The organism is Agromyces sp. P2_B3, assembly GCF_056404815.1.
In genome coordinates, this window is the sequence record NZ_JBFUDH010000025.1 from 15,140 (window position 1) to 27,884 (window position 12,745).

Below are 12,745 nucleotides of genomic sequence, written 5' to 3' on the forward strand. Positions count from 1 at the left end.
GAGCCAGATCGCCACGTCCGCTTCGCTGGTATTGGCGGCAAATGCGGCTGCGGAGACGGATCGGGCGCTGCTCCAGGTTCCTCTAGCATCTCGCGTCCAGAGCGGCGCGCGATTCTTCTTCTTGCGTTTGCATAAGGTCGCCGGGTAGCTCCCACACGCCTGGATACGAAGCCCTGCCGTTAGTGCGGTGGCAGAGGAGGGACTGCATCTGCCTTTGCATGAAGGCCGGCGACAACTCGGTCAGCCATGTATTTGTAGTCCTCGGAGGGTTTGATACTGTCCAGGTTCCGAAGTGCCTCCGCGATCGCATCGAGGGCTTCTGGCGCGACATCGCCGAGATTCCGGGCAGCGACGTTTCGCACCCTCGCGGCTTTCATTGCGATGACCAGCTTCAACTCGGACTCGAGGCGCTCTGGCAATGGCCCGCCGAAGAGGTATGAGCCAGGGACGCCGAAGAACTCTGCGATCCCGTCCAGCAGGTCCTTTCTCTGACGCGCCAAACTTCGCCGCGCAGCATGTAGGACCTGCGCGACCGAGATAGTGACAGGCCGCGATCAGCAAGGAAGTCATGGAGCTCGGTGTACGGGTATGGCTCGCCCCGCTGGACTTTCGAATAGTCCAGCGGGAGGTGCAGGTGCCGCGCAAGCTCATCCGACGGCAGGAGCTTCCGCTCTCCAGCGCTCCCCATTCCGCCTCTTCCTACTCCCGACGGCTTGAGCAGCCATCATCTGTTCATGGTACCGGGGAGCCCGCTGGCGATCGTCAGGACGTGACTTAGGCATGTGTTATGCATTACTGGTGTTCCGTCCTTCGAACTAACGCAACCAGCCTCGGCATTCGGCCGATAGCGGCTGTCGCGGTTCGCTGGGCATGAGGTGCGGGGTGGCTCATGGGAGCCATATCGCTCGTGTGCGGTCCGGCATGCACGTCGAGCACCAGGCGAGGAGTGGGTTATCGCGTGCGATCTCCCAGAGGACCTCGTCAAGTTGTTCGCTCCGGGTCCAAACCCAATCGAACTTCGTGGGCTCCATCCGGCAGTCCCCGCAATGCAAGACCTGCTGGTCGGCGGACCTGCTCAGATGTACTCGTGCACCAGCACCCCACGCGATCATCGTGATCGGCTGAGTGGGGGCCATGTGGACACGGCTACTGCGCCGCAGAACGCTACGACCAGGGCGAGGAACGTCCCGACGACGATAAGGTTGGCGCGGCCTGATGTCCTGTTCAGGTTGGCGGTTTCCCACCAGATGGAGCAGGGTACTGCCGCGCTGAGTCCGGCGATCGCTGCGGTCGGGATGGTTGCCGTGCAGGTGATCATCCGAGGAGCGGACACTGGCGGCACCTTCCATGAGAATGAGAATGGGCCGTGCCTGTTACCCTGCGGCACGACCCGTGACCTCGTACCCCCAAGGTCATGCACATCAACCCGAATTCGTGCACTACTGAAATATTACCGCACATCGGGGAGCGGACCAGCACGGCAGGCAACCAATGCCGACGCGGACCAGTCCGAGTCGACCGCTCAACAGGTCGCGAATTCGGCTGGTTGTGGCTTTGGCGGGTCTGTCGGGTCAGTGGTCGGCTGCTGCCGCTCCGGGGACATCGGTCACGCAGGTGTGGCAGAGGGTGAGGTTCGGGTCCAGGCGGGCGATCGAGTGGAGCACATTGTCCAGCGATCTATCATCGGTCCATATCCAGATATCATTAGCGTGGCCGGTGACGCAGTCCGCTCTGTGCAGTACCCGGCGGTCCTGGGATCGGCTCAGTACTACTCGGCGTGTTTCGGTATCGCTCATCTCGTCTGCCCCCTGGTCCAATCATGCCCCGTCCGATGCGGCCTCCGTGCTCGAACCCGCGGCCAGTCCTCGCGGGAGTCGCGTACGGCATGCCTCGCAGAGCGACCGGTCGTGTATTCGGCCGATAAAGCCACCCACTCCCCCGGCCGTCGCGATGGCGCGACACGCCGAGGGATCGTGGTGCGAAACCCTGTGGCGGAATCCGGTGTTGCGAATAAGGGCGGGTTGTTGGGTTTTGCTACGGTCAGGGCATGGCAGAGCTTCTCGGATACGCGCGGGTCTCGACGGCCGACCAGGACGTCGCCCTGCAGGTCGACGCACTGCGCGCAGCTGGCTGCACAAAGGTACGTCGAGGTCGGGTCCGTGGCGATCGCTGAGCGTCCTGAGCTCACCAAGCTGCTCGGGTACGCCCGGCCCGGTGACACGCTCGTGGCGTGGCGGCTGGACCGGCTGGGACGGTCCCTGCGTCATCTCGTGGAGCAGTTGCACGACCTTGCGGGCATGGGATCGAGTTCCGTTCCCTCACGGAGCAGATCGACACGTCCACGCCCGGGGCCGGCTCATCTTCCATGTGTTCGCGTCGCTCGCGGAGTTCGAACGCGACCTCATCCGGGAGCGCACCAACGCGGGCCTTGAAGCGGCGCGCGCCCGCGGCCGCACCGGCGGCCGGCCGCGGAACCTCAGCCCGGTCCAGGTCGCCGCGGCCCAGCACATGCTGCAAACCAGCGGCCTCCCCGCCGACAGCGTCGCTATTAACCGGTCCACGCTCTACCGCGCCATCCGACGCGATCTCCCCGATCCACGCACCAGTCGCGTCTGATCTTCCCCATCCGCGCCCTGAGCCGTACGCTCGTCGGTGAGCGGGGATCCTTCATGCGTCGACACGCCCCCGCTCACCGCACCCGCCTTGCCCCTCCACCCCCGGAGCCGTTCTCGCAGAACACAAGGCGGGTGCGGGCCACGTCTCGCTGAAACGCGGATGAGACTCGCCGTGCGTCGCGCCGCACTTAATGCTGCATGTATCAATATTTGTCTGCATGGCAGCAAACGGCTTCCGCGGGACTTCCGCGATAACGGTGGATGGGGGTATGGCCGAACCGAAAATCAGACAGTCCCCCGAAAGTCAGGACGGTTCGGTGTGCTCCGATCGCGTAGTGGGGTGCGCTCCCCTCTTGGCGTTCGTGTCGAGCCCCACAAAGCACACCATCTACCTGGCCAACGACTTCGCCAAACGCTGGCCCTACCTGGTCAACCGGCTCGGCACATACCAGGCCGGCCCGTCTGTCTCCGCCTGCCCCGGCTCACGGGAATCGACCGCAGCGCACTACGTGCACTCCTGCAGCACTCACGCGCCCGCACCCAATCCAGATGCCCTGACGGCGGGACGAACACATCTGGTGGCGAAAAGCGAGAGCGGCGAATCCTCCCGCGGCAGAGATCGACCACTGTTCTCGACAGGAGGTGAGGCATTCCTCAGCTCGCTCGGCATCCGCCTCGGGCAGCTGCGGCACACTTTCGACCAGGGCGTCCATCACAGGCGTAGCTCCCAGCGCTGGATGCATCACTCGCACTGCATACCGCAGGGTTTGCACCGTCGCTGGCGGCTGGGTTTCCTCGCCCGCCGGTACGAGGGAACTAATCGACGTGGCAACCATCGGCTTACGAAAGAGAAAAATCATCCGATGGGCTGGGATCATCGAGGCCACCCTTCTCCTGCGCACCGCCCAGCTCCGGCATGCCAGAGCGATCTGAGGCTGTCTCAGCCAGGACTGAAGTGCCGGTTGTGGTCGTCCTGAAGACGATATGGAACCATCCCAGGGTGGGACGAACCGGCCAGGCCGATCAGGGATCGTGGTGGTCATGACAGCGAACAATTGCCACGATCTTGCCACGGGCCGCACCTTCAGCATCGATCTCGGCGACTCCGTCGCCCTGTATCAGCGCCTCACTGGGACAGGCCCCCTCCTGACGAACCCCTGCCACGCCGATCCCCCAGTCCGGCACGAAGGCTTCTAATCGCCACGAACTCGATCTGCGACTAGGAAGCTTGATGGACACGTTGAATGAGCTCGTAACCGGCCTGGCCGCCTCGCCATGGATATACCTCACAGTGTTCCTGGTCTGCGTCATCGACGGGTTCTTCCCACCTGTCCCGAGCGAGGCGATCGTGATCGCTACCGCCACCCTCGCCGGCTCCACGGGTTCCCCGAACATCGCCCTCCTGGTCGCTGCCGCGTCCACCGGGGCGAGCACCGGTGATGCGCTGGCATACACGATCGGCCGACGAGTCGGCAGGACCCGGTTCCGGTGGATGCGGACCGCGCGTGTCACCGCAGCGTTCGACTGGGCTGAACGCGGACTGAACCAGCGCAGCGCGCTACTTCTGTTCACCGCCCGTTACATTCCAGTCGGGCGGATCGCCGTGAACATGACCGCCGGCGCCGCAGCCTTTCCCCTCCGACGCTTCACTCTCCTCACGCTCGCTGCCGGACTGAGCTGGGCCGCCTACAACACCGCGATCGGTGTCGTCGCCGGAAAATGGCTCCACAACCAGCAGCTCCTCGCCATCGTCATCGCCATCGCCCTTGCCACCGCCACCGGGTACCTCATCGACCGAATCAGCACTACGATCACCAACAGAAGACACCGCACACACCGATGAAGCGGCCCCGGCGAGGGTCCGTCCCGCTGAGTGGTGGAGTTACTCGACACCGTACAGGTCAGCTTCTGTGATCATGCCGCAGCGAGTCCGGGAATCGCGACCTCCTTGGCTTCGATGTTCAGGGGCATCTTGGATTGCTCGCGGTCGGCGCCGTCCCATTCGTCGTGCTGCTCAATCAGGACCTGTCCTGCGAGTCGGAGTAGCGCGGCCGCCCGAACTGCTGAGGCAGGACATACAGCGCCGGTCATCGCTGGCACCGCAGGTGGTTCCATACCCACGACCAGCACGACGACGGTCCCGCCGCCCGGCACGTCGTCGTCATTCTAGTATTTGTAATGGCAGACTTGGGTGATGTCTCCGAACACTGTGATCCTTGAGCTGTCCTGCCAATGTGGGGCGCCGGTCGAGGATGTGTGGGCGGTGTTGACGAACATTCACGCATTCTCGGATGTGCTGTCCGGGGTGTCCCGCATCGAAGCACTCACCCCAGGCGGATACCGGGTGGGCTCCAGATGGCGGGAGACCCGAACCATGCTTGGCAGAGCCCGCACCGAGGAGATGTGGGTCACAGTTGCCGAGCCGACACGACGGACAGTGGTCGAAGCCGACAGTGGAGGAACCCGGGTCCTGACCGAGTTCATCCTGGATCGGATCGATGACGACCTGACCCATATCAGCTTCACATTCACCGGTGCCCCAGTCGACGCCACCGGTATCAAGGCCCAGCTCTGGCGGATGCTCGCCCCGATCGGGATGAAGGCCACAACGAAGATGATGGCCAGCGACCTCCGCGACATCGCCGACGCCGCAGAACACCGCAACCACACCATCCCCAGTCGCCCGAGCGGTGGACACTGACGACGAGCAGGTTGGAGTTGCGGCGCAGGTTCCCGGCTGACCGCATCGGTGGTTATATCACGAGTCGATCTATCGGGCAACCTACCGTGGCGTGGTCGAGCCGTCACCGAAGTTGGTGTGCGCGTCGCTGCGCGTGGCCGCGCGCTGCGGCGTCCCCGGGCACTCCCGTGTGCGTATCGCCAAATCCACGAACGACCGGCCCATGTCCAAGGTGGGGAGGAACCGGGCATTGGGAGGGCGATTTGGTGATGGCGCGAACAACCGGTCCGCGTGGCGACGCTCGTCGAACGCACCACCAGATTCCTCGTCGTACGTCGTGGTGGGCTCCGCACGGGCGGAGTGGCGCCGGGATGACCTCACCGCGATCTTCCGATCGGCGCCAGCCCGGCTGCGACGCAGTCAGACGTCGGATCGCGGTAGTGAGTTGAACCGGCATGCCGAACTCGCTGCCGCGACCAGTATTGACGTGTACCCCACGGTCCCCGTGAGAAGTAGTCGACGACGAACGCGACGTACGTGAACGACTGGAACGTGCGGACATACGTGAAGTCGGCGACCTAGACACGATCCGGGGGCCGGTGCGGTGAAGTCGCGGTTCAGCAGGTCCGGGGCGCGGGCATCTTTCGGGGTCGGGATCGTCGTACGGGGCCGGCGACCGAGGACGACATCGCTGAGCCGAGCGAGCGCATCGCCCGGTCAACGGACGCGAAGCCCGCGTCAGGAATGAACCCACGGCGCACCGCTGCGAGTCTCTTCCGCCGCCCGCACAACCCTTCCGTTGCCAGCACCTGCTCACCCGACGATGGGCGCGTGAATGCCAGCGCCCGGATCGTGTCTTCGACCGTCGTGTCGGTCACAATCCTCGCCGCGATCGGTGCCGCTGGGATCGCCAGGTCCGCAGTGTTCTTGCCGCGATCTTCAGCCCCGCAACGTTCAGGGCACGCAAAATCGACTCGACGGCATGACCAGAGGCACGCATCTGGTGCACGAACGCCACGATCAACGCTTGCGGGCGTCGAGTTCCCCGCGAAGAAGATCGTCGCCGAACGCAGGATCGAGTTCATTTCCCGCAACTGACGTACCTCAACTCGAAGCCGGCGCAGCTCGTCACGATCCTCGCTCGTCACCCCGGCGATGACGCCCAGTCGACCTCATGCTGCGCCACCCACCGACGCACGGATTCCCGGGAAACGCCGAGCGACTCCGCCACCTGAACCTGAACGGCGAGGGCGGACGTGTACTCCAAACGGGGTGAGTCACCAGGCGCACAGCTCTGGAACGAACTTCGGGGTCAATCTTTCGGGGCACGTAGCCAATCCTCTCGTTAGCTCACAAGGAGTGAAGCGCCCCGGGTTTTCTGCCACTTCGACGCCTACCGCAAGCTGTTGCGGACCAAATGCGCGACGCAGGACCGCACGGTCACTTCCGGCCAGATCACGGCCCCAACCGCGACGTACACGGGCCCGTTCGCGACCTGCCCATCCCGGACTTTGATCACGATCGCGGATCCGGACCACCGGGTACACGCGATCCAGTGGCCGGGACTGCCATCCCTGCATGTCCGCCGCGACTTAGTCCCTGACCGCGGACACCAGGTCACAGAACACGTCTGACCGGACAGCTCGGACAGGCGCTTCGCGATTCCGCAGGCGCTTCGCGATTCCGCAGGTGGTCATGCCCTTCGCGCACAACGAGACCGCCGCCTCATCAAAGCCCGCGATCCGCCCCTGATGCTTGGGCACCGCGGCCGGCGCGAACGTCCCGTCCCTGCCCCTGGGACTGGATCGCGACATCACCGATCTCGGTCCGCACGGTCGTCAGCGCGGACACTTTCCGCGCGTTCGCGGTGACTTCCCCGCCCGGCTGACGCGGGCGTCCTGAGCCAGACGGTTCACACCATCCAGGCTGCACTTCAAACATGGGCGCAACGTACTAGTTTGTGTATATCATTGTCTGGTATTCTACTCAGACACTTGTGCTCCGTAAATTGCTGCTAACAGTCATGTGTTGTGAGCCATTGCGATAGACCCTCACCTACTCGGGAGGCGCTATGCGTCCACCAGAGTGGAGAGGATGGGTTATGTGGGGATCGTTGCCACTCGGCTTGAGATCGGGCGGGACCGTTATGGTTCCGGCGCCGACGCCCACTCGTCGATTCTTGGCCTTGCTGTGGTTCACAGTACTGTTGGCCGCACTCACCGTGCTGGTCGTCATTTTCGTCGCGGTGATGCTACTACCCGGTGCCTCGTTGCTCGCCGTTGCGATCAGCGAAGTCCGCGCCAGCGGCTGAAGCCGCGCGGCGACGACTTCGGCTCAGATCCCGAACCGGACTGAGCGGCCGAGCTCATCGACGGTGTCGATATGTCGCCGCCGGCCGGGACAACCAACACCGAAACAACACCGATGGGCTCGAAATTCTCCTGCCCATCCCATGTCGTTGCTCGCGAATTCACCTCCGCGGTTGTTGGACTCGAACACCCGCGGCACCGGCGGCATCAGGCCGACCTTGGAGGTGTGCCCCGGGGCCGCCCCATACCGCGTCGCCAACCATGCGTTGCGTCGAGTAAACCGCACAGCAGGACGGCGAGCAACGCGATCCCAGTAAAGGCGTACTCGCAGTATCGCGGCCAACCAGCGAGAGAGTGAACGCGCTTGCCATAGCTCGATGGACCCGTCCGACGAGCAGGCGATCGCGGGTGCCGGGGCTAACTTACGTTGGAATTCACCCTCGGTGAATCACCTCAGCAGGGCTCGTCGCCGATCACGCGGAGTCGGCTGCGACGCCTCGAGCAGAGCCGGCTATGCCGCCGGCCTTCCGGGCCTTGCGAGCGGCCTTCGCCTCGGCGTTAATCTGCATCATCATCGCCCGGGTCTCGGTGAGCTCGCCAATCATGGGTCGTATCCAGTTCATGCGCGGGCTGGTGTCGACGAGGATCAGACGCACGGCCAGGGTCAGCGGAATCGCGAGGATCGCGCCGATCGGGTCGATCACCACCGCCCAGAACAGCACCGGGAAGAAGGTGATGGTCTGGGTGAGCGACACCGCCTTGCCGACGACGGGCGGTTGGATCACCGACTGGATGACGGCGTTGATGACGCCGTACACCGCGATGACCGCGATGCCCGTGGGCCAACCGCCGACCAAGCCGCCGAAAATGATCGGCGGGATGATCGCTATGAAGTACCCGATGTTCGAAATGAACGAGCAGATAAACGCGAGTAGACCCCAGGTCAACGCGCCGGGCACCTGCAGAATGAGCAATGCCATCCAGGTGACGAAGCCCTGTGCGAGACCGAGCACCGTCGTAACCACCATGTAGCGGCGCACGTTGTTGCCGTATGCCACGAGCGAGCCTATTACGAGCGGCTGTGTCGGGTACATCTGGCGAAAGAGCGTGGAATGAAGCCCGCGTCCATGGCCATGAGCAGCAGCATCGTGAAGACGATCACTAGCATCATGATCCAGCCCGCCAGTCCGCCGATGCGTCCGCCGATGAACCCGACGAGCTCCGACGGGTTGAATCCCGCGGCGATGTCGTTGATCTCCTTCGAGGCACCCAGCCGATCAGGAAGGGCAGGGCCGTCTGCCCGCCCTTCGGCGACAGCAGGATCACGATCGTGGCCATGATCGGGACCGAGCTGATCGCCACGGCGAGCGCGATCGGGAGGATGTGGCCGATGGCCTGCAGCATCCGCTCTCCCCTCCGCTACTGCAGCGCCGACGTGAGGCGTGCGATGCCGTCGAGGAACGTCGCCGAGGCCGGCTCGCGCTCCCACTCCTCGAGGGTCAGCTGGCGGCCAACGGCGCGGTAGCCCGCCTCGACCTCGCGCATGTCCGCGACGAACGACGCACCGCGCACCAGCATGATCACCTCGAAGTTCAGGTTGAACGAGCGGATGTCCATGTTGCTCGAGCCGATCACCGCCACGTCGTCGTCGATCGACAGGTGCTTCGCGTGCAGGATGTACGGCCCGGGGTAGAGCCAGATCTGCACGCCCGCGCGCAGCAGGGCGCCGTAGTACGACCGCTGCGCGTGCCACACCGAACCCTGGTCGCCGATCTCCGAGACGAAGAGCTGCACGTCGAGGCCGCGCAGCCGCGCTGATGTGATCGCGTACATCATCGCCTCGTCTGGCACGAAGTACGGGCTCGTGATGATCACCCGCTCCTGCGCCGAGTTCACGAGCGACAGGAAGAGGCGCAGGTTGTTCTCGCCGTCGAACGCCGGACCGCTCGGAAGGATCTGGCAGTCGAGGGCGTCGGGCGAGGTATCGAACGGCACGGCGGTCGCGCGGACGTTCTCGTCGTCGGCGAGCAGCTCGTCGGTCTCGGCGTACCAGTCCGACATGAACACCGCATTGAGCGCCGTCACGGTCGGGCCGGTGACCCGGGCCACGAGCTCCTGCCACTGCAGGCCCCGCTTGATGTTGCTCTTCGAGTTGTAGCTGCGGTCGATGAGGTTCTGCGAGCCGGTGTAGCCGACGCGCCCGTCGACGACGACGATCTTGCGGTGGTTGCGGAGGTCGGGGCGCTGGAACTTGCCCTTGAACGGCTGCACGGGGAGCATGAAGCTCCACTTGGCGCCGATGCGGTCGAGCTCGGCGTAGGTCTCCTTGTGGGTGGCCGATCGGCCCGTGGAGATGTGGTCGAGCAGCACGCGCACCGTGACGCCGCGCTTGACGGCGCGCTCCATCGCCGCGAAGAACTCCTTCGTCGTCACGTCGAGCGACACGATGAAGAACTCGACGTGCACGAAGCGCTCGGCCGTCTCGATGTCGGCGGTCATGGCGTCGATCGAGGCCTGGTAGTCGCCGATGAGCGTCGCCCGATTGCCGCCGATGACGGGGAGCGCGCCGAGCCGCTGGTTCTGCTCGGCGATGGTGGCGAACCAGGTGGGCCACTGCGACCGGTCGGGCGCCAGGTCGACGCCCTCGGCGCGCTCGCTGATCAGCCGGTTCACCTCGGCCTGCCGCACCCGCCACTTCTTCGGCAGCTTGACGTTGCCGATGAGCAGGAACAGCAGGATGCCCACGAACGGGATCAGGAAGATCGCGAGCAGCCAGGCCATCGCCGCCGTCGGCTTGCGGTCGCGCGGGATGATGATGAGCGCGGTGATGCGGATGACGAAGTCCGCCGCGACCAGCACCCACCCGATGATGGTGGCGGTCTCGGCGCTCACGAACGCCCGGTCGTTCGATGTGTCGCTGCAGCACCGTCCATGGCGCCCTCCCCAGTACGGTCGCTCTCGCCGCCCGCCTCGCTCAGGCGGCCGGTCAGTCGTCTGAGTATGGCACCGGCATCGCGGCCGTCAAAGCGTCACCGCGATCGCACGCACCCTGTAGCTAGGCGCACGTCAGAGGCAACCAGCGCCTACGACGGGGTTCAGCATTATCCCGCTCATCCCCGTAGAGCGTGCGCAGTTGACGAGGGCCGCTACGATCACCGGGTCAACCCGGAACGGTGTTCGTTCCCCGACCATCCTGCCGAGACCACTCCCGATCGCTCAGCGATCGCGTCGAAGAGCTCGTTCGCTGGGCATTCGACTACATACCCCATAGGAACGGGGTCCATCACGGTTCCGCGAGGACGATGCCTTGGCGCCATGACTCGACTCAACTCTGGTCCAATGGTCAATGCGCGGAGATCCGTCAGAACGAGCAAGGACATTCGAAGGCGGAGGCATTGACCGTCCCGTTCGGTGTCGAGATAGCTGTCGCTGAATACGCCGACTCGTCATCCACGAGCCCCGGGGGCGCATCAGACACAGATCCTCCTCCCCCGCCAGGGTCTCGTGGACTATCATTGCCTGGTTTTGGGTGTGGCGATGGTGGCGGCCCAGGTCTGTCCGGGTTCGGTGGTGACATCGATGGTGAACTCGCCTCGCCCTGCAACATCAATTCGGGTGGTCGTCATCGCTGGGGTATCGTCGGCGCACTCGATCGGGGTGCTCGTGTCTGGCGCGAGGGCGACCGTGATCGTGCCCCCGCCGGTACAAGTGAGGAACACGAACGCGTTCTCAGCGCCCCCGGTTTCGAGGGGGCCGATACTGGTATCGGCGATCTGGTCGTCACGGGTGTCGAGGATCTCGAATAAGTCAGCCGGCACATGATGGGAAAGCCCCCCAGCAGCCTCCGCACCGTCATTGTCGGTCTTGCTGTCGGTGTCGGCGGTTGCGCTGGTTTCCGTCTTGCCGCCGTGTTCCGGGGCGGTACAGCCCGTCAAAGTAACCCCCAGCACGACGATCAGGGGCACAACAACCAGAAGCCGGGTCGACATAAGGGCGGGGATCCAATCTCTCAATAGCAGCGAGGGTGCCAGTCGTGGTGCCGGAGTGGTGTGCGTGCCACCCCGGTCACCGGGTTCGGTCACCGGGTATGGGCGCCGCTACGGCGGCGACGACGAAGCAGGAGCCCGCCGAGGAGTGTGAGTAGCAGGCTGACAGCGATCGCAGGTGCCGGGTCAAACCCGGTCTCCGCCATCCCACCAGCCGGCGTCGACGGTGCCGCCGGGGCGACAGGCTCAGCCGTGACATCAACAGTGACCTGCCCGCTGACCGGACCAGCCTCCGCCGGGTAGGTACCCGTGATGGTGCGCGGTCCCGCGGTCGCGAACCGGATAGTGTTCCCGGTCACCACATCCGTGGACACATCACTGGTGAACACAGTGTCAGCAGTGACATCCTCGATCGGGACACCGTCCGCGTCGACCGCGGTCGCGGTGAACGTCGCCGTCCCGCCCTCCTCTACGGCCGAGGTAGAGGCCGTCACCGTCACCGACCTGGTGGCCGCCGTGACCGTGAGTACCGTGACATCCGTGCTTCCCACCGATGGCAGCCAGGTCCCAACGCCCGGGGTGAACTCACCAGTCAGCGTGTGAGAGCCCGCGGTCGGGGCCTCCCACTCCAGATCCGCCTGGCCGGTGCCGTCCACCGCGACGGGGTCCCCGGACGGGGTCCCGTCCACGAGCAACTGCACCTGACCAGTCGGGGCCGGCCCAGCCGACGCACTAACCTGAACCGGAACCACGATCGTACGCCCCGCAACAGGAATCCCAACCGGACCACTCAACACCGTCGTCGTCGGCACCACCACGAACAACACCGTCGCGCTACTGCTGCCCGCGGTGCCGTTCAACGTGAATCCGAGCGTCGCGGTGCCCGCCGTCGTACCCGACGTCAACGTCGCGGTGTAGGTGCCGTCACCGTTGTCCGTGACGGCACCGATGGTGCCGAGGTCGGTGGTGATCACGACCGTGTCGCCACCGGCCCCGACGGGGTTTCCGTTGCTGTCGAGCTCGGTGACGGTCACCAATGAGGTGGATGTGCCGTCCGCGGGAATACTGCCCGGCGCGGCCGTGATCGTGGACGTGGTCACGTCCGGGACGCCTGCGGTGAACACCACAGTCGTGGTGTCCGTACCCGCGGTGCCG

Annotated in this window: 11 protein-coding genes and 2 pseudogenes; 6 read left to right on the plus strand and 7 right to left on the minus strand. The window is 64.9% G+C overall.

The features are described 5' to 3' along the window. Positions 1-218: 218 nt before the first annotated feature. From AC1DZA_RS19185 to AC1DZA_RS19205, 5 genes are all read left to right on the plus strand, one after another. Positions 219-440, plus strand: coding sequence for a hypothetical protein (locus AC1DZA_RS19185; RefSeq protein WP_476773949.1), 222 nt, complete (start codon positions 219-221; stop codon positions 438-440). Between the two features lie 1,607 nt (positions 441-2,047). Further along, the gene (locus tag AC1DZA_RS19190; protein WP_476773950.1) at positions 2,048-2,173 is read left to right on the plus strand and encodes a recombinase family protein; all 126 of its coding nucleotides are present in this window, start codon (positions 2,048-2,050) and stop codon (positions 2,171-2,173) included. Then, positions 2,160-2,432, plus strand: a complete 273-nt coding sequence (locus AC1DZA_RS19195) for a recombinase family protein (RefSeq protein ID WP_476773951.1) — start codon at positions 2,160-2,162, stop codon at positions 2,430-2,432. The genes AC1DZA_RS19190 and AC1DZA_RS19195 overlap by 14 nt, the downstream gene beginning before the upstream one ends. After that, positions 2,368-2,616, plus strand: coding sequence for a recombinase family protein (locus AC1DZA_RS19200; protein WP_476773952.1), 249 nt, complete (start codon positions 2,368-2,370; stop codon positions 2,614-2,616). Before AC1DZA_RS19195 ends, AC1DZA_RS19200 begins: the two co-directional genes overlap by 65 nt. Before the next feature lie 1,230 nt (positions 2,617-3,846). Further along, positions 3,847-4,458 carry a DedA family protein gene (locus AC1DZA_RS19205; RefSeq protein WP_476773953.1) on the plus strand — a complete coding sequence of 204 codons (612 nt, stop codon included), beginning with the start codon at positions 3,847-3,849 and terminating at the stop codon, positions 4,456-4,458. A 71-nt stretch (positions 4,459-4,529) separates the two neighbouring features. Here the strand turns inward: AC1DZA_RS19205 and AC1DZA_RS19210 are convergent. After that, a pseudogene (locus AC1DZA_RS19210) lies at positions 4,530-4,667 on the minus strand (IS256 family transposase); the annotation flags it as partial. Between the two features lie 142 nt (positions 4,668-4,809). Here AC1DZA_RS19210 and AC1DZA_RS19215 point away from each other — a divergent pair. Beyond that, positions 4,810-5,316 (plus strand): SRPBCC family protein, encoded by a 507-nt coding sequence (locus AC1DZA_RS19215; RefSeq protein ID WP_476773954.1) that lies wholly within the window; start codon positions 4,810-4,812, stop codon positions 5,314-5,316. Between the two features lie 1,375 nt (positions 5,317-6,691). On the opposite strand, the pseudogene AC1DZA_RS19220 reads toward AC1DZA_RS19215, so the two are convergent. From AC1DZA_RS19220 to AC1DZA_RS19245, 6 genes and pseudogenes are all read right to left on the minus strand, one after another. Next, positions 6,692-7,173, minus strand: a pseudogene (locus AC1DZA_RS19220) (transposase); the annotation flags it as partial. Between the two features lie 904 nt (positions 7,174-8,077). Next, positions 8,078-8,662 (minus strand): AI-2E family transporter, encoded by a 585-nt coding sequence (locus AC1DZA_RS19225; protein WP_476773955.1) that lies wholly within the window; start codon positions 8,660-8,662, stop codon positions 8,078-8,080. Positions 8,663-8,771: 109 nt separating this feature from the next. Beyond that, positions 8,772-9,008 carry a hypothetical protein gene (locus tag AC1DZA_RS19230; RefSeq protein ID WP_476773956.1) on the minus strand — a complete coding sequence of 79 codons (237 nt, stop codon included), beginning with the start codon at positions 9,006-9,008 and terminating at the stop codon, positions 8,772-8,774. Positions 9,009-9,023: 15 nt separating this feature from the next. Further along, on the minus strand, positions 9,024-10,496 hold the full coding sequence (gene cls / locus AC1DZA_RS19235; protein ID WP_476773957.1) for a cardiolipin synthase: 1,473 nt from the start codon (positions 10,494-10,496) through the stop codon (positions 9,024-9,026). A 620-nt stretch (positions 10,497-11,116) separates the two neighbouring features. Beyond that, positions 11,117-11,593 (minus strand): hypothetical protein, encoded by a 477-nt coding sequence (locus AC1DZA_RS19240; protein ID WP_476773958.1) that lies wholly within the window; start codon positions 11,591-11,593, stop codon positions 11,117-11,119. A gap of 89 nt (positions 11,594-11,682) precedes the next feature. After that, on the minus strand, positions 11,683-12,745 hold a 1,063-nt coding region (locus AC1DZA_RS19245; RefSeq protein WP_476773959.1), incomplete at its 5' end, for an Ig-like domain-containing protein.

Bases quoted from the DNA above. Each gene is read 5' to 3' on its own strand.
- AC1DZA_RS19215 (WP_476773954.1), top strand. From the start codon at position 4,810: ATGTCTCCGAACACTGTGATCCTTGAGCTGTCCTGCCAATGTGGGGCG.
- AC1DZA_RS19190 (WP_476773950.1), top strand. From the start codon at position 2,048: ATGGCAGAGCTTCTCGGATACGCGCGGGTCTCGACGGCCGACCAGGAC.
- AC1DZA_RS19185 (WP_476773949.1), top strand. From the start codon at position 219: ATGAAGGCCGGCGACAACTCGGTCAGCCATGTATTTGTAGTCCTCGGA.
- AC1DZA_RS19205 (WP_476773953.1), top strand. From the start codon at position 3,847: ATGGACACGTTGAATGAGCTCGTAACCGGCCTGGCCGCCTCGCCATGG.
- AC1DZA_RS19240 (WP_476773958.1), bottom strand. From the start codon at position 11,593: ATGTCGACCCGGCTTCTGGTTGTTGTGCCCCTGATCGTCGTGCTGGGG.
- AC1DZA_RS19230 (WP_476773956.1), bottom strand. From the start codon at position 9,008: ATGCTGCAGGCCATCGGCCACATCCTCCCGATCGCGCTCGCCGTGGCG.